Origin of the sequence: Kineococcus xinjiangensis (assembly GCF_002934625.1) — a bacterium.
GTDB lineage: Bacteria > Actinomycetota > Actinomycetes > Actinomycetales > Kineococcaceae > Kineococcus_A > Kineococcus_A xinjiangensis.
Genome location: NZ_PTJD01000014.1, coordinates 57182 through 74000, shown reverse-complemented (window position 1 = coordinate 74000; position 16819 = coordinate 57182). Strand labels below are relative to the sequence as shown.

The window sequence follows — 16819 nt, the reverse complement described above, 5'->3', positions numbered from 1 at the left end:
GACAGTGCGCCCCGGACGGCCCCCTCGGGCGGCCACCCGAGCGGGCTCGTCCGTCGCGGTCCCGCGGTCCGCAACCCCCGGTGCGGGGCTGTCGGAGCCCCGCGGCGTGCAGGAGACTGGCCGCACGCGCGGCGCCCCGGCGCCGCCCCGGCCGGAGGAGCGGTGCCCGACGATGACCCAGCCCGGAACGCGGACGCAGAGCCCGGTCGAGGCCCCGGACCGCCCGGGGGTCGTGCCGGTGCGGGCGGCCGCGCTGCGCAGCGCCGTGCGCTGGGGCGTCGCCCACGGCCTGCCCCGGGTGGCGGTGCGCCGCAGCGCGCGCGCCGGGGACCTGCAGTCGCTGCTGCTGAGCGACCCCGCGGTCTGGCGGGAGCCGTACGACCTCCACGAGCGCGTCCGGGCGGCCGGGCCCCTCGTGCGGGGCCGCTTCTCCTGGGTCAGCGCCTCCCACGCCGTCGCCCGCGAGGTCCTGGGCAGCGCCGACTTCGGCATGGGCGGCTTCGACGACGTCAGCAGCCCCCGGGTGCGGCGGGTGCTGGACTGGGCCGGGCGCGGCGCACCCGTGCACCCAATCGAGCCGCCCTCGATGCTCGCCGTGGACGGTCCCGACCACACCCGGTACCGCAAGCTGGTCTCCAGGGTCTTCACGCCGCGCTCCGTGGAGGGGCTGCGGGGGCAGGTGCAGGCCACCGCCGACGGCCTCCTCGACGACCTGGCGCGCGCCCCCGAGCCGGTGGTGGACGTGGTGCGGCCCTTCGCCGGGCGGCTGCCGGTGACGGTGATCTGCGACCTGCTGGGCGTGCCCGTCGAGGGCCGCTCCGAGGTCCGCGAGTTCGAGGCCGGGCTGGCGATGAGCCTGGAGGCCGTCGCGCCCTGGCGGCAGTTCCGCACCGTCGAGGGGGCGCTGCGCGGCTTCGACGACTGGGTCGGCCGGCACCTGGAGCACCTGCGCCGCGCGCCGGGGGAGGACCTGCTCAGCCGCCTCGTCACCGCGACCGAGGAGGGGCAGCGCCTCACCGAGCGGGAGCTGCGCGCCACCGCCGGACTCCTCGTGGCGGCGGGCTTCGAGACGACGGTCAACCTGCTCGGCTCCGCCGTGCACCTGCTCCTGGCGAACCCGGACCAGCTCCAGGTGCTGCGCGCCGAACCGGACCTGTGGCCGCAGGCGGTCGAGGAGGTGCTGCGCCTGGAGTCCCCGGTGCAGATCGTGGGCCGGCAGGCGCTGCGCGACACGGCGGTCGCCGGGCAGGAGGTGCGCGCCGGCAGCCGCGTGGTCCTGCTCCTCGGCGCGGCGAACCGCGACCCGGCCGTGTTCGAGGACCCGGCGCGCTTCGACGTGCGCCGGGAGAACGTCCGTGAGCACCTCGCGTTCTCCGCGGGGCGCCACTTCTGCCTCGGGGTGGCACTGGCGCGACTGGAGGGGGAGGTGGGGTTGCGCTCGCTGTTCGAGCGCTTCCCCGGCATGCGCGCCGAGCCGGGCGCGCGGCGCACCTCGACCCGGGTGCTGCGCGGCTGGGAGCACCTGCCCGTGCGCCTGCGGTGAGCAGCGGACCCGGGGTGCCGACCGGTCGCTGAGCTCGGCGGCGCTTCCGCGGGATGGTCGGTGAGCCTTCGTCGGTGGGGGCTGCACCGAGGTCCCTGCGCCGGCCCGGGGGTGGTCGCTGCGAGCATGGGCGGCGTGCAGGAGCAGAGGCTCGTCGGCGGCAACGACGAGGGTGCCGTCGCGGTCGGGGCCACCGTGCGTCGCCACACCGGAGCGTGGACACCGGCCGTGCATGCGCTGCTGCGGCACCTGGAGGCCAAGCGGCTGGACGGGGTGCCTCGGGTGCTCGGCATCGACGAGCAGGGCCGGGAGGTGCTGACCTTCCTGCCCGGAGACACCATCGGGACCCAGCGGCCCTGGCCCGCGTGGGCGCACGCCGATGAGACCCTCGTCCAGGTCGGCGGCTGGTTGCGCCGCTACCACGAGGCCGTGGCCGACTTCGTCCCGCCCGAGGGGGCGTGCTGGCGCACGTCGCTGCGGCCCTGGCGGCCGGGTGAGGTCATCGGCCACAACGACGCGGGTCCCTACAACGCCGTCTGGCAGCCCACCCCGCAGACCCAGTCCTCGGAGGCCGGCCCACAGGCCCCGGTGGGGGTGTTCGCGGGTTTCGTGGACTGGGACTTCGCCGGGCCCTGCTCCAGGGCGTGGGACCTCGCCTTCGTGGCGTTCTCCTGGGTGCCCCTGCACGCCCGGGCCGTCGTGACCGCCGAGGGTTTCACCGACTTCGCCGACCGTCCCCGCAGGCTGCGGCTCTTCCTCGACGCCTACGGATGGACCGGCGGCGTCGCCGAGGTCCTGGACGCGGTGCAGGAGCGGGTTTCCGACCACGCCCGCACCCTGCGCGCCCTGGCCGCCTGCGGTGATCCCCTGTTCGCCAGGCTCGTCGACGCCGGCGTCATCGACCGCCTCGAGCAGGCGCTGACCGAACTCCACGACGACCGGGCCACCTTCACCCGCCCCTGACGACGGCTCCTGCACCGGCTCGTCGTCGGGCGCCACCGGATGCCGCCCGCGCCGGCACGACGGAAGCAGCCGGTCGAAGAGCTGCAGGAGCAGGGGCGCGGTGACGTGGTCGGCATGGACGTCGAGCCCCTGTCAGTGGGCCCTCGAGACGTCGTCGGCGGGTGGGGATCCGTGAGTGCTGGCCCGGTGGACGAGCTGCCAGACCGGCGCGTTCTGCGCCTGCGCCGGGGCGGCGCCGGGTTCGATGACGGATCGGGCGCAGAGTTCGCCTTGGTGGCGCAGCGACTGGGCGATGGTGGTCAGGCCGGCGGCCGCGGCGGCCGGGGTGTCGTCCCAGCCGGTGACGGCCAGCTGCGCGGGGATGCTGCGGTCGAGCCGGTGGGCGGCGGCCAGGGCGCCGAGAGCGAGTTCGTCGCTCATCGCGGCGATCGCGTCGACGGGGGTCTCGCTGTCCTGCAGGAGGCGTTGGGTGGCGGCTTCGGCCTCTGCGCGGTCGTTGCGGGCGAGGACGAGCACGGGGATCCGTGCCCAGTCCAGGCCGGCGGCTGAGGCTGCGTCGGCGTAGCCCTGCAGTCGGTGGCGGGTGACGCTGAAGCGGGCCGCGTCCGGGGCGGGACCGCGCAGGAGCCTGGGCTGTCTGTCCCGGCCCGTCGGGAAGGACAGCACGGCGGGTGCCCTGGCGCCGGTGAAGGCTGCGGCGCCCACCGCGCGCGCGGCGGCGCGGTCGTCGATGCCGATGAGGCCGAGCCCCTCCCTGGCCGGCCCGCCGTGCACGACGGCAGGCAAGCCCCGCTGCAGGACCGCGTCCAGGACCGGGTCGTCATCGGCGCTGGTCCACAGGATCAGGGCGTCCACCGCCGCTTCACGGATCCGCGCGGCGTCTGAGGGGCCTCCGGTGACCGGGAGGAGGGTGAGGCCGAGTTCGTGCTCGACGCAGACGCTGGAGACGCCGCCGAGGAACTGCGTTGCCTGGGGGTCGTCGAAGGCGTACGTCAGGTGCTCGCCGAGCACCACGCCGAGAGTGCCGGTGCGCCCGCGCCGCAGGGAGCGGGCGCCGGGGTGGGGGCCGCTGTAGCCGAGGCGTTCAGCGGCGTCCAGGACTCGTCGGCGCGTCGCCTCGGCGACCCGCTGCGGGTGGTTGAAGGCGTAGGAGACGGTCATGGCCGAGACCCCTGCCTCCCGGGCGACGTCCGGCATGGTCACCCGACGCTGTCCTGGCATGCCGCCACCCTAGCTGTGTAACGTTAAGACGGTGACGATCACACATCCCCGGACGAGGTCCCGGTCGGTGGCGGCCTACTGGGCCTTCGCGGCCTTCGGTGCCCTGTGGGGGGTGTGGGGCGCTGCCCTGCCCCAGATCAAGGCGCACGCAGAGGTCGACGACGGGCAACTGGGCACCGCTCTGCTGTTCGTCGCGGCCGGAGCGCTGCCGGCGATGCTCCTGACCGGCCGGGCCAGCGACCGGTGGGGACCTCGGGTGCCGGCCGCAGCCCTCGTCGCTCTCGGCGTGGCGGGGGTGCTCGTCGCCGTCCTCGCCAGGGGGGCGTTCAGCTTGAGCGTCGCGCTGCTGCTGCTGGGGGCCGCGTCAGGATCTGCGGACGTCGCCATCAACGCAGTCGCCGGAGCCGCCGAACGGACGTGCCGGCGTCCGGTGATCACCTTCTCGCACGCCACGTTCTCCGCAGCCGTCGTTGCGGCCAGCCTCCTGACCGGTCTGCTGCAGCGCCTCGGTGCGCCGCTGTGGGTGGCGTTCAGCGGTGTCGTCCTGATCGCCGGCATCGCGGCGCGGTTCCTCCTGCGCGGCACCCCGGCGGAGCACGGAAACCCTCGGACCCCCGCCGGGGCGACGGGTCCCGGACGCGATGCGATCGCGAGCCCGCCGCCCTGGCTGCGGTCGCCCTTGCTGGTAGCGGTGGGGGTGGTGGCCGCTCTGGCCTTCGCGGTGGAGAACGCGCACCAGAGCTGGGGTGCCATCTACCTCGTCGACGTGCTGACGGTCTCACCCGCCCTGGCGGCCGTCGCCCCGGCACTGTTCGCCACCGTCGCCGCGATCACGCGCCTCGCCGCGGGATCGCTCAGCCACCTGCGCCCTGTCGTCCTGCTCCTCACCGGTGGCGCCGTGGCCACAGCGGGCACGGTCCTCCTGGCCGGCTCACGCAGTGTCCCCCTGGCGCTGCTCGGTCTGGCGTGCGCAGCCGCCGGCACCGCCGTGCTCTTCCCCACCCTCCTCAGCGCCAGCACCGCCGGCGTCGTTGAAGCCGTCCGGGGTCGCGTGACCTCCCTGATCTCCACCACCGCCTACCTCGGCTTCCTCTGCGGCCCGGTCATCGTCGGCCGGCTCGCCGACAGTCATGGCTTGCGCGGCGCCATGCTCGGGGTCGCCGCCATCGCGGCCCTCTTCACCGTCCTCGCGCGGCCCACCATCGCCAGGATCCGCGCACCCCGCTGAACAGGCGAGACCCAGCAGCGATGGAGCGCCGCCACCAGTCCTCCAGCGCAGTGCCGGACACCGAGTTCGAACGACGCCGAAGGGATGCGACGGCATCGCCGGCTCCGACACCGGGCACCGCCGTCACGGCCGCCGCCCTGGTCCTCAGTGCCATGGAGGACCGCTACCGACGAGGCGTCGGCCTGGATCCACTGATGATCATGAGCGCGGCAAGCCGATCACCTCCGGATCTACCTGTGACCCACAAGAACTGCCCCGTTGGCACGTCACATCCGGGCCGCACCCCGTGGGTGCAGCCCGGATGAGGGCCGACTCGGTGTGATCAACGCTGCCTCGCAGGCGACGACAGACTTCGATCACGTCGGATCGCCAACATCATCGGCGGATCCAGGCTCGATGAAGGGAGACCAGACTTCTGCCATGAGCGACTCAGCAGGCCAGGACCACTCCATGGCCGGCGATGACGGGCGCCCTCGCCACGGCGCAGCCCGTCCCCTCATCATGGCCCTAGCGGTCCTCTTCGGACTGGCGTGGTGCGCGATCGTCGCCCTGGTCGTACATTTCGGTGGCTTCGCCAGTGGCCCCCTGGGGTGGCTCTGGGCGGCGCTGCTCTACCTTCCCGGCGTCCTCGTGAGCGTCATGGCGATCAGCAAGCTCATCCCCACCCGTCACCGCTGGGCCGTCCCGGCCACCATCGACGTGATCACCCTGGTCACCGGTGCCGTCAGCGCTCACTTCGCCATCGCGGGCCACGAGGAGCTGCGTCGCGTTCACGAGAAGATCGGCGTGCCAGCGTCCTGGACCCCGATCGACGAGCTGGAAGTCGGGACGACGATCGGTTTCAAGGGCTACCCGAGACTCGAGTTGAAGTACGCCGACCAGGCCTTCGCCCGCTACACCCACGGCAAGATCTGCATCGATCTCCGGATTCCCTACGCCGACAGCGCCGAGTACACCGACCTGGGTCGCAGGATCACCGGGCCCGGAACCCGGCTGACCCCGGTGCACCTCACGGTCGCGAACTCCTGAAGACCTATCGGACCTGCGCGGCGCTGACGGCCACCCCCTCTGGACACTGAGCCTGGATCCGCCGATGATCACGTGCGCACCGAGCTGACCGAGCCGGAACGGCCTTGCGGCGAGGCGGCTGCACTTCGCTGCGCATCAGGCTTCCGCTGCATCTCGTGGATTCGTCGGGAGTGCGCGGTGAGGGCGGATCGAAGTCAGTGAGGCTTTGTCGCTAGCGGTTCTCCAGGTTGCTGAGGACAAGGGCAGTGGCGGCGATCGCGGAGATCCGCCAAAGGCAGAGGGTGACGCGGGCGAGAGCTCGCCAGCGGGTCTTGAGGTGGGCGATGCCGTGCCCGACGAAGGCGCGAGCGGAGTTCACGTAGTCCCCCACTTCGTGGGAGGTGCCCCCCGTAGGCGGTCTTCAGCGGGACTTGGTTGTCGCGTGCGAGGTCGGCGACTGCGACGCGCTGGCGCATGAACCGCAGCACCAAGACCGCCTGGGCAAAGCATCCGAGAGTTCGCCGGCCCCGGCGGGTGCCGAGGTGGATGCGGCGAGCGGACAGCAAGCGTGCGATGGCTTGGGCGAGGTCGCGGGAGACGTCGAGGCTGGCGCGATGGAAGAGCACGCAAGGTCCTGACGGGTGCGGCGGTTGAGCTGGGTCGCCAGCATCGTGACCGGCCAGGCCCTACTGGGGGCACCTCCCGCCCGAAGGGTGGGGGAACTCAACACCTTCGACACCGCGTCTGTGGCGACGGCTCACGCCACCACGGGCAGAGCGCAATGATCTTCAGAAACCGCTTGCCGTGGCTTCCGGTGCGGCGATAGTGTGCGTCGACCACCCGCGGCAGCTGTCTGGGCGACGTGAATCCCCTTGCGAGATCAAGGGTGTGTTCTCCTCTGCAATTTGACGTGCCGGTGAGCGTCCGCGGGTCGAAACCCACTGAAGACGGCCCCCTGGGCGGTGGGCGGCGGCGCTCCAAGAAGCTCGCGGTGAGAGCTGGGATGAGCCGGCGCGGACGTGTACTAGGTGCAGGTACGGGACGCTCTGAGTTCCGCGATGAAGGAGAGCTTTGATGACAGCAGTCGCACGACGTCCCCTCGCGACCGGTGCCGCCGTGGCCCTGGCGGCCACGATGGGCCTGACGGCCATGGCCATGGGCGCGCAGGCTGGCGTGACAGGCAGCGCGAACGGCTTCGCGACTGGCGCCACCGGCGGTGCCGGCGGGCAGACGGTCACCGCCTCGACCGGCACCCAGATCCATGCCGCGATCTGCGGCCGCGCGAGCACCAGCACCCCCCTCACCATCGAGGTGCAGGGCACGATCACCGTCGGGAACACCGCCGCGGTGTCCGGCAGCTGCTCCACTGCGGCCGGCGTGATCGAGCTCAAGGGCATCAGCAACATCTCGATCGTCGGTGTCGGCAGCGGTGCCACGTTCGACCAGATCGGCATCCACATCCGTGACTCGAGCAACATCATCATCCAGAACGTCACGGTGAAGAACGTCAAGAAGTCGGGCTCGCCCACGTCCAACGGCGGCGACGCGATCGGCATGGAGTCGACCGTCCGCAAGGTGTGGGTCGACCACGTGACTCTCGAGGCATCGGGTGGCGAGTCGGAGGGCTACGACGGCCTGTTCGACATGAAGGGTGACGTCGAGAACGTGACCCTCTCGTACGCGATCCTGCGCAACTCGGGCCGTGGCGGCCTCATCGGCTCGAGCGAGACCGACACGGGAAACACGAACATCACGTTCCATCACAACCTGTACCAGAACATCGACTCGCGCACCCCGCTGCTGCGTGGCGGCCTGGCGCACATCTACAACAACCACTACGTGAACCTCAACGAGTCGGGAATCAACTCGCGCGCCGGCGCGAGGGCCAAGGTCGAGAACAACTACTTCGAGGACTCCAAGGACGTGCTCGGCACGTTCTACACGAGCGCGGCCGGCACCTGGCAGACCGCGGGCAACATCCTCGACAACGTCACGTGGTCGCCCAAGGGCAGCGAGTACAACCCGGCCGGTCCGAGCATGGCGTCCACGGGCACCGCGAGCGTCCCCTACTCGTACAAGCTCGACGGCGCGAGCTGCGTCCCGGCGATCGTCGCCGCCACGGCCGGCGCCAACAAGGGCCTGAAGGTCTCGGACGGCTCCTGCACCCCGCAGACCCCGGCGCCGAGCCCCACGGCGACCGCGACGGCCACCCCGACGCCGACGGCCACGAGCACGCCGACGCCGACCTCGAGCGCGACCCCGACCACGCCGACCGGCACGAACCTGAGCATCGGCGCGGGCGCCGACGGCTCGAGCAAGGCCAGCGGCACGAGCTACGGCAACGCGATCGACGGCAGCCTGAGCACCTACTGGTCCCCGAGCGGCACGACCGGCTCGATCTCGGTCAAGTGGGGCACCGCCAAGACGGTCTCGAAGATCAACATCCGCACCGCCTCGGGCGGCGGCACCATCACCGGGTGGCGCGTCCTGAACGCTGGCAGCGGCGCGGTTCTGGCCTCGGGCACCGGTGCTCCCGGCACCGTCTCGTTCTCCTCGACGTCGCTCAGCAAGATCACGTTCCAGATCACCTCCGCCTCAGGCACCCCGCGCATCGCGGAGTTCGAGACATACGCGAAGTAGTCCAGCATGAACGGCTGTGGGTGGGTTCCTCCCGGGGACCCACCCACAGCCGCGCCCGGCGCCCCACCCTCCCCAGGCGCGGTTCGTGGCGGCAGAAGGGATGGCCCAGATCAACCAGCAGTCGAGGTACGTGAGCGCTCTGGATGTCGCACCGCTGGTCCTGCACCGGTGCGTCTGAATCCTGCAGAACTCAGGGCCGGCTATGCAGGACTGTTCGAAGTGGATGTGGCAGACGGCCACCGCCACGGGCGGCCACGAGACGCGCAACGAGGGCAACACCTTCGCCGCGGGCGGGGTTGCGCTCAGCACGCCCGGCACCACGTCCGCGCTCCTCACGTTCGACGGCCTGGTGCCCGGGCAGCCGCGCAGCTCCTGCATCGACGTCGCCTACGACGGCGACCTCCCCGCGCAGGTCCGGCTGCACGCCGCCTTCCGCAGCACCGCCGCCGGCCCGGACGACTCCCTCGCGTCCTACGTCGACGTCGTCGTCGAGGAGACCGGCGAGGGTGCCGGCACGCCGTGCGCCGTGCGCCGGGCGGCGGCGCGCGGGTGCGGCCCTGTTCGAGGGCGGGACCTCCGCGGAGCGCCAGGTGCGGCACTGCCGCGTCACCTGCGTGGTCCGCGACGACAACGCCGCCCAGGACAGGTCGCTGGGCGTGGACTTCACCTGGGAGGTGCGCAGCGCCTGAGCGCTGCGCGGAGCCCGCGGCCGGGCCGGCTGCGTCAACGTTGACATCAGTGCCGTCCAGTTCCTACGTTCGCGGGCCACCGGGAGCGGCAGGTGCCGCCCGGTCGCTGACGCGGCGGAGCGCCGCACGCGCACCCCACTCCGAAGGAGCACCCGTGAAGCCCTGGCTCCGGCAGCCCGCCCACCTCCGATGGCTGGGCGGGGAGACCCAGCGCCTGCTGGACTTCGGCGTCCGCTTCCCGCACCCGCTCGGCGGCGCGGCCTGGCTGGGCGAGGACGGAACCCCCGACCTCGACGCCCCCGTGCACACGTGGATCACCGCCCGGATGGCGCACGTGTACTCCCTGGGCGCTCTGCTGGGCCTGCCGGGCGCCGGTCCCCTGGCCGACGCCGCCCTCACCGGGCTCACGGGGGTGCTGCGGGACGGCCGGCGCGGCGGGTGGCACCCGCAGGTGTCGGCCGACGGTGAGGCCGCACCCGGCAAGGCCTGCTACGACCACGCGTTCGTGGTGCTCGCCGCGGCCTCGGCGACCACGGCGCGGCGCCCTGGGGCGCGGGAGCTGCTGGACGAGGCCCTCGACGTCCTCCTCACCCGCTTCTGGGAGGAGGAGCACGGCCTCTTCGCCGACCTGTGGGACACCGCGTGGGGCCGGCTGGACGGCTACCGGGGCCTCAACGCGAACATGCACGGGGTCGAGGCGCTGCTGGCCGCCTTCGACGCCCGCGGGGAGCGGGCGCTCCTCGACCGCGCGCTGCGCATCGCGGAGCGCGCGGTGGGGTGGGCGCGGGAGCGCGAGTGGCGGCTGCCGGAGCACTTCGACGAGGAGTGGCGGCCGCAGCCGGAGTACAACCGCGAGTGCCCGGGGGACCAGTTCAAGCCCTTCGGTGCGACGGTCGGGCATGCGCTGGAGTGGTCGCGCCTCCTCCTGCACCTGGAGGCCGCGCTGGGGGCGACGGCTCCGGGGTGGTTGCTGGAGAGCGCCGAGGCCCTGTTCTCGCGAGCGGTCCGCGACGGCTGGAACGCCGACGGCGCTGCGGGTTTCGTCTACACGACGGACTGGGACGGGCGGCCGGTGGTGCGGCAGCGCCTGCACTGGGTCGCCGCGGAGGCCGTGGGGGCGGCCGCGACCCTGCACGCCCGGACGGGGGCGGACTCCTACGCCGAGCTGTACGCGCAGTGGTGGGACCACGTGCGCCTGCACTTCGTCGACGTGGAGCGGGGTTCGTGGCGGCACGAGCTGGACAGCGGCAACCGGTCGGCGGCGACGGTGTGGCCGGGCAAGCCGGACCTGTACCACGCGGTGCAGGCCACGCTGCTGCCGCGGGCGCCGCTGGCCCCGGGTCTGGCCGCGGCGGCGGCGGCGGGACTGGTGGGGTAGGGGTCCTCGGCGGCCGGGGACCGTCCGGGACGGGCGCGACGAGGGCCGGGCCGTCGGGGAGCCCGGAGCCCCGTCCGTGCAGGGCTTAACCGGTCAAGCCCAGATTGCTGAACCGGTTGACTTGGCTTTACTTAACCGCTTCACTCCTGTCTCGAGGCCGCCGCGGGCCGGCGATGCACCGCCGCCCGGCATCCGCGCACCGCTCCACCCCTGTCGACGACGACGAGAGCGAGGACCACGACATGTCCCGGAAGACCACCCCTCTGGTCACGACGGCCGCCGCGGCGGCACTGCTCGCAGGCTGCGGTGCCGGAGGTGCCTCCGGCACCGACGGCGCGGACGGCGAGATCACCGGCACGGTGACCGTCCTGACGAACCGCACGGACATCGTGGACACCACGCTGGCGGGCTACGCGAAGGAGTTCGAGGCCCTCCACCCCGGCGTCGACGTGCAGTTCGAGGCCGTCACCGACTACGAGGGCGACGTCTCCGTCCGCCTGAACTCCCGCGACTACGGCGACGTCCTCCTCATCCCCAACCAGGTCACCAAGGACCAGCTCCCGCAGTTCTTCGCGCCGCTCGGCAGCACCGAGGAGCTCGGCCGCACCTACCGGTTCGTCGACGAGGCGGCCTACGAGGGGGAGGTGTACGGGCTGGCGACCTTCGGCACCGCCATGGGCTACGTCCTCAACACCGACGTGTGGGCGGAGGCCGGGATCACGGCCCCGCCGGAGACGCCCGAGGAGTTCCTGCAGGCGCTGGCCGCGATCGACGAGAAGACCGACGCGATCCCGTACTACACCAACTACGCCGACGGATGGCCGCTGGCGCAGTGGCAGTCCAACCAGGGCTCCATCGCAGGGCCCGACGCGCTCCTGGAGCGCACCCGCGACGACGCGCCCTGGACCGAGGGGAAGGAGCAGCACGCCATCGACTCCCTGCTCTACCGGATCGTCGAGCGCGGGCTGTCCGAGCCGGACCCGACGACGACGAACTGGGAGGAGTCGAAGAACCTCATCGGTTCCGGTGAGGTCGCGACGATGGTGCTCGGCTCGTGGGCCGTGCCCCAGATGCAGGAGGCGGCGGAGGCGGCCGGCGGGTCGGCCGACGACATCGGCTTCTGGCCCATGCCGTGGAAGGTGGACGGCGACTTCCACTCCACCGTGAGCGGCGACTACAAGATCGGCATCAGCAGGCACTCCGACAACGCGGACGCTGCCCGGGCGTGGGTCGACTGGTTCCTGGACTCCTCCGGGTTCGCGGCGGAGCAGGGCGGGCTGTCCCCCCGCCTCGACGGGGAGGCGCCCCCGGCCCTGGAGGACTTCGAGGCCCACGGCGTGGAGCAGGTGGAGCTCTCGCCCGCACCGGCCGGCGAGGAGAGCGTCCTCTCCGACATCTACAACACCGCGGAGATCGACCTGGCGGGGGAGAAGTACCGCCAGGAGTTCCTCGACGTCGCCCGGGGCGCCGCCGAGGGCGACGAGGCCTTCGTCTTCGGGGACCTGAACTCCCGCTGGGCCGCCGCCCGCGCGCAGGTGTCCGCGAGCTGAGAACAGCGGTTGCGGGCCCCCCGACGCCCCCTGGGCGGCCCGCAACCCCGGCAGAGAGGCAACGCCGATGACCGCTCTCGGGAGCACCGCCGCAGCCGCGACGACGCCGCACGCCCCGGCGGGGCCCCGCCCTCGGGGCGGTGGACTGCGCGGGTGGTGGGGAACGCCGTGGCTCTTCCTCGCGGCCCCCCTCGCCCTGCTGGTGACCTTCACCTACGTCCCGGTCACCACCATGGTCTGGTACAGCTTCACCTCCTGGGACGGGCTCGACGCCACCAAGGAACCCGTCGGGCTGGACAACTACGCCACCGTCCTCACCGACCGCGAGGTGTTCGGGGTCTTCCTCGTCAGCCTCCACTACCTGGCCGGTGCCCTCGTGCAGATGGCGCTGGCGCTGTACCTGGCGACCGTCCTGAGCTTCCGCACCCGGTTCCGCAACCTCTTCAAGGGGATCGTCTTCTTCCCGTACCTGGTCAACGGGGTGGCCATCGGGCTGGTGTTCCTCTACTTCTTCCGCCCCGGGGGGACCCTGGACGCCCTGCTGGCGCTGGCCGGCGTCGGCGACCCCCCGCACTGGCTGGGCGATCCCGGCCTCGTCAACCACTCCCTGGCCGCGACGTCGGTGTGGCGCTACCTGGGCCTGAACTTCGTCCTGTTCCTCGGGGCCATCCAGTCGATCCCCGAAGAGCTCTACGAGGCCGCGGGCCTCGACGGCGCCGGCGCCTGGCAGAAGTTCCGCTACATCATCGCGCCCGGGATCCGCCCGATCATCGGACTGACCTTCATCCTCTCGATCTCCGGTGCGCTGTCGGTCTTCGAGATCCCCTACATCATGACGGGCGGGGCGAACGGGTCGTCGACGTTCGTGATCGAGACCGTGGACGCGGCGTTCACGTTCGGCCAGGTGGGGCTCGCCTCGGCCATGGCGGTGGTCCTGCTGGTCGTCGTCATGGTGATCACGTGGGTGCAGCGCCGCCTCTTCTCCGGCGAGGGGAGCGACCTGTCGTGAGCACCCGGACGCACCCGACCTCCGAGGCGCCGCCGTCCACGGCGCCGCGCGGCGGCCTCGCCGCTCCGCGGCCCGCCGCGCCCGGTCACGGGCGGCTGCGCGCCAGGGCGGTGCTCGCCGCCGTGGCCAAGTACGCCTCCCTCGTCGTCGCCTGCCTGTGCGCGCTGACCCCCCTGGTGACGATCCTCTTCGCGGCGTTCAAGACGAACGCGGAGTACCGCCGCACCGGTCCGCTCCAGCCGCCGGCGGACTGGCTCCACCTCGACAACTTCGTCACGGCCTTCCAGCAGGGCGGCATGCTCCGGGGCTTCGTCAACACGGGCGTCATCCTGCTCGTGGCCCTGGCGGGGACCATCGTCATCGGGTCGATGACCGCCTACGCCGTCGACCGCTTCGACTTCCGCGGGCGGTCGCTGGTCCTGGGCGCGTTCCTCGTGGCGACCCTCGTGCCCGGGGTGACGACGCAGGTGGCGACGTTCCAGGTGGTCACCGGGCTCGGGTTGTTCAACACCCGCTGGTCGGCGATCGTGCTGTTCATGGGGACCGACATCGTCTCCATCTACATCTTCCTGCAGTTCATGAGGTCCATCCCGCGCTCCCTCGACGAGGCGGCGATGATCGACGGGGCCGACCGGCTGTCGATCTTCGTCCGGATCGTCTTCCCCCTGCTGCGGCCCGCGGTGGCCACGGTGGTGATCATCAAGGGCATCGCCATCTACAACGAGTTCTACCTGCCGTACCTCTACATGCCCGCCCGGGAGCTGGGGGTCATCTCGACGTCCCTGTTCCGGTTCACCGGGCCGTTCGGGGCGCGCTGGGAGGTCATCGCGGCCGGGACCATCCTCGTCATCGTGCCCACCCTCGTCGCGTTCCTCCTGCTGCAGCGGCACATCTACAGCGGGCTCACCTCCGGCGCCACGAAGTGACGCCCCACCCGACCGGAAGGACCAGACGTGCTGATCGCTGAGGACCTCGGGGGTTCGTGGACCCTCTCCGTGGACCCGGGAGGAGACACCGGCGCGGGTGCCGGCCTGCCTCCCGCCGCCCGCGCGCTGGCCGGCACCACGGTCCCGGCGACCGTGCCCGGGTCCGTGCACACCGACCTGCTGCGCGACGGCCGGCTGCCCGACCCCTTCCTCGACCGCAACGAGCTCGACGTCGCCTGGGTGGGCCGCACCGACTGGTGCTACCGCCGAGGTGTGCGCTGGAACGGGCCCCGCCACGAGCGCCTCGACCTGGTGTTCGAGGGCCTCGACACCGTGGCGCGCGTCGAGGTGGCCGGGAACGTGGTGGGGCGTACGCGCAACATGCACCGGACGCACCGCTTCGACGTCACGGAACTGCTGGTCGGCGGGGACGCGGCGGAGCTGGCCGTGCACCTGACCTCCGCCTACACGGAGGCGGAGCACTGGCGGGCGGTCCTGGGGCCGCGCCCGGGCGCCTACTCCGAGCCGTTCAACTTCGTCCGGAAGATGGCGTGCAGCTTCGGCTGGGACTGGGGTCCCACGCTGGTGACCGCCGGCATCTGGCGCCCCGTGCGACTGGAGGGGTGGAGCACTGCCCGGATCGCGTCGGTGCGGCCCCTGGCCGAGCACGCCGCGGGCGACGGGCACGCCGACGGGGCGGGGCGCCTGCGCATCGGTGTCGACGTGGAGCGCGCCGCGAGCGGCCGGGACCGCGACCTGCGCGCCCGGGTGGGCGTCGACGGGCGCGTGGTCGGCGTGCTGGACCTCGCGGCCGGCACCGGCACCGTGCAGGCGGAGCTGCGGGTGGACTCCGTCGCGGCCTGGTACCCGCGCGGCTACGGCAAGCAGCCCCTCTACGACCTGGAGGTGGAACTGCTGGACGGGGCGGGCCGGGTGCTCGACACCTGGCGGCGGCGCACGGGCTTCCGCACGGTGGTCCTCGACACCTCCGCCGACGCGGCGGGGTCGCGCTTCGTGCTCTCCGTCAACGGCCGGGAGGTCTTCGCCAAGGGCGTGAACTGGATCCCCGAGGACGTCTTCCCGGCCCGGACCACGCGCGAGGACTGCGCCCGCCTGCTCGGGCAGGCGGTGGACGCGAACGTCAACCTGGTCCGGGTGTGGGGCGGGGGCCTCTACGAGAGCCGCGACTTCTACGAGGTCTGCGACGAGCTGGGCCTGATGGTCTGGCAGGACTTCCTCTTCGCCTGCGCCTGCTACCCCGAGGAGGAGCCGATCGCCTCGGAGGTGGTGGCCGAGGCCGTGGACAACGTGACCCGCCTCGCCTCCCACCCCAGCCTCGTGCTGTGGAACGGCAACAACGAGAACCTGTGGCTGCGCGAGCCCAGCGGCTGGACCGCCATGCCCGGCGGCGATGCCAGCTGGGGGGAGCGCTACTACCTGGACGTGCTGCCGCGGATCGTGGCGGAGCTGGACCCGTCCCGCCCCTACACCGCGGGCAGCCCCTGGTCCGGTTCCTGGGAGCACGGGCCGAACCATCCCGACCACCAGACCTTCCACTCGTGGGACGTCTGGAACCGGCAGGACTACGGGCACTACCGCGACAGCACCCCCCGGTTCGTCTCCGAGTTCGGCTGGCAGGCGCCACCGGCCTGGACGACCCTGCGCCGCGCGGTCACCGACGAGCCGATGCTGCCGACGTCGCCGGGCGTCCTGCACCACCAGAAGGCGGAGGACGGCAACGGCAAGCTGGAGCGCGGCCTCGCGCCGCACTTCCCCCCGCCGGCGACGACGGAGGCGTGGCACTACCTCACCCAGCTCAACCAGGTGCGGGCCGTCGCCACCGGCGTCGGGCACTGGCGCGCCTCCTGGCCGCACACGGCGGGCACCGTGCTGTGGCAGCTCAACGACCTCTGGCCCGTCACCTCGTGGTCGGCCATCGACGGGGACGGCCGGTTCAAGCCGCTCTACCACGCCCTGCGGGAGCTGTACGCCGACCGGACGCTGACGCTGCAGCCGCGCGGGGACGGCCTCGTCGTGGCGGTGGTCAACGACACCGACGCGGTCTGGGAGGCGCGCGTGGACCTCGCCCGGCACCGCACGGACGGCGGGGTCCTCGCGCGGCGGACGCTGACGGTGAGCGTCCCGCCGCGCGCGGTGGGAACGGCGGACGTCCCGGCGGAGCTGGCGGTGCCGGCGTCCCCGCAGCGGGAGTTCCTGGTGGCCACGGCCGGCAACGGTGGCCGCTCCTGGTGGTTCGCCGCCCCGGACGGGGAGCTCGAGCTCCCGGACCCCCGGCTGCGGGTCCGTGCCGAGGCGGTCCCCGGCGGCCTCGACGTGCACCTGTCCGCGGCGGCGCCGGCGCGGGAGGTGCTGGTGCAGGCCGACCGCATCCACCCGGCGGCGTGGGCGAGCGAGGGCTTCCTCAGCCTGCTGCCGGGGGAGACGGCCGTGGTGCGGGTGCGCTGCCCGGAGGCGCTGGACCCGGCCGCGGTGACCGCCCCGTGGGTGGTCACCCACCTGCAGGGGGTGCTCGCGCTGTCCGGGGGGCGCCGCGGGGCGGACGGGGGTGAGGTGGCCGGACCTGCCGTTCGGGGGACGCCCCTGCTGCGGAGGAGTGAGGGTCCTGGATCTACCTCGAACGCTCTGTGAGTCTTCAATCACCAA

13 protein-coding genes are annotated in these 16819 nt (G+C 72.7%); 11 read left to right on the top strand and 2 right to left on the bottom strand.

The window, feature by feature from the left end:
* Positions 1-172 precede the first annotated feature (172 nt).
* Together CLV92_RS17010 and CLV92_RS17005 are read left to right on the top strand one after the other, a co-directional pair.
* Positions 173-1543 carry a cytochrome P450 gene (locus CLV92_RS17010; RefSeq protein ID WP_170112777.1) on the top strand — a complete coding sequence of 457 codons (1371 nt, stop codon included), beginning with the start codon at positions 173-175 and terminating at the stop codon, positions 1541-1543.
* 126 nt (positions 1544-1669) lie between these two features.
* The gene (locus tag CLV92_RS17005) at positions 1670-2506 is read left to right on the top strand and encodes an aminoglycoside phosphotransferase/kinase family protein (protein ID WP_104434695.1); all 837 of its coding nucleotides are present in this window, start codon (positions 1670-1672) and stop codon (positions 2504-2506) included.
* A gap of 132 nt (positions 2507-2638) precedes the next feature.
* On the opposite strand, the gene CLV92_RS17000 is transcribed toward CLV92_RS17005, so the two are convergent.
* Positions 2639-3727, bottom strand: coding sequence for a LacI family DNA-binding transcriptional regulator (locus tag CLV92_RS17000; protein ID WP_211291220.1), 1089 nt, complete (start codon positions 3725-3727; stop codon positions 2639-2641).
* A gap of 67 nt (positions 3728-3794) precedes the next feature.
* On the opposite strand from CLV92_RS17000, the gene CLV92_RS16995 reads away from it, so the two are divergent.
* Together CLV92_RS16995 and CLV92_RS16990 are read left to right on the top strand one after the other, a co-directional pair.
* Positions 3795-4955, top strand: coding sequence for an MFS transporter (locus tag CLV92_RS16995; RefSeq protein WP_104434693.1), 1161 nt, complete (start codon positions 3795-3797; stop codon positions 4953-4955).
* Positions 4956-5375: 420 nt separating this feature from the next.
* The gene (locus tag CLV92_RS16990) at positions 5376-5984 is read left to right on the top strand and encodes a hypothetical protein (RefSeq protein WP_146099612.1); all 609 of its coding nucleotides are present in this window, start codon (positions 5376-5378) and stop codon (positions 5982-5984) included.
* Between the two features lie 211 nt (positions 5985-6195).
* On the opposite strand, the gene CLV92_RS21590 is transcribed toward CLV92_RS16990, so the two are convergent.
* Positions 6196-6342 carry a hypothetical protein gene (locus CLV92_RS21590; protein WP_158257297.1) on the bottom strand — a complete coding sequence of 49 codons (147 nt, stop codon included), beginning with the start codon at positions 6340-6342 and terminating at the stop codon, positions 6196-6198.
* Between the two features lie 695 nt (positions 6343-7037).
* Here CLV92_RS21590 and CLV92_RS16980 point away from each other — a divergent pair.
* From CLV92_RS16980 to CLV92_RS16950, 7 genes are all read left to right on the top strand, one after another.
* On the top strand, positions 7038-8603 hold the full coding sequence (locus tag CLV92_RS16980) for a pectate lyase family protein (RefSeq protein ID WP_104434687.1): 1566 nt from the start codon (positions 7038-7040) through the stop codon (positions 8601-8603).
* Positions 8604-9109: 506 nt separating this feature from the next.
* Complete coding sequence (locus CLV92_RS16975) at positions 9110-9292, top strand: hypothetical protein (protein ID WP_104434685.1); 183 nt, start codon at positions 9110-9112, stop codon at positions 9290-9292.
* 154 nt (positions 9293-9446) lie between these two features.
* Positions 9447-10670, top strand: coding sequence for an AGE family epimerase/isomerase (locus CLV92_RS16970; protein WP_104434683.1), 1224 nt, complete (start codon positions 9447-9449; stop codon positions 10668-10670).
* 242 nt (positions 10671-10912) lie between these two features.
* Positions 10913-12220, top strand: coding sequence for an ABC transporter substrate-binding protein (locus CLV92_RS16965; RefSeq protein ID WP_104434804.1), 1308 nt, complete (start codon positions 10913-10915; stop codon positions 12218-12220).
* A 67-nt stretch (positions 12221-12287) separates the two neighbouring features.
* Positions 12288-13229, top strand: a complete 942-nt coding sequence (locus tag CLV92_RS16960; RefSeq protein ID WP_104434681.1) for a carbohydrate ABC transporter permease — start codon at positions 12288-12290, stop codon at positions 13227-13229.
* Positions 13226-14155 (top strand): carbohydrate ABC transporter permease, encoded by a 930-nt coding sequence (locus tag CLV92_RS16955; protein WP_211291218.1) that lies wholly within the window; start codon positions 13226-13228, stop codon positions 14153-14155. The genes CLV92_RS16960 and CLV92_RS16955 overlap by 4 nt, the downstream gene beginning before the upstream one ends.
* A gap of 27 nt (positions 14156-14182) precedes the next feature.
* Positions 14183-16804, top strand: coding sequence for a glycoside hydrolase family 2 protein (locus CLV92_RS16950; protein ID WP_104434679.1), 2622 nt, complete (start codon positions 14183-14185; stop codon positions 16802-16804).
* The last annotated feature ends 15 nt before the right edge of the window (positions 16805-16819 follow it).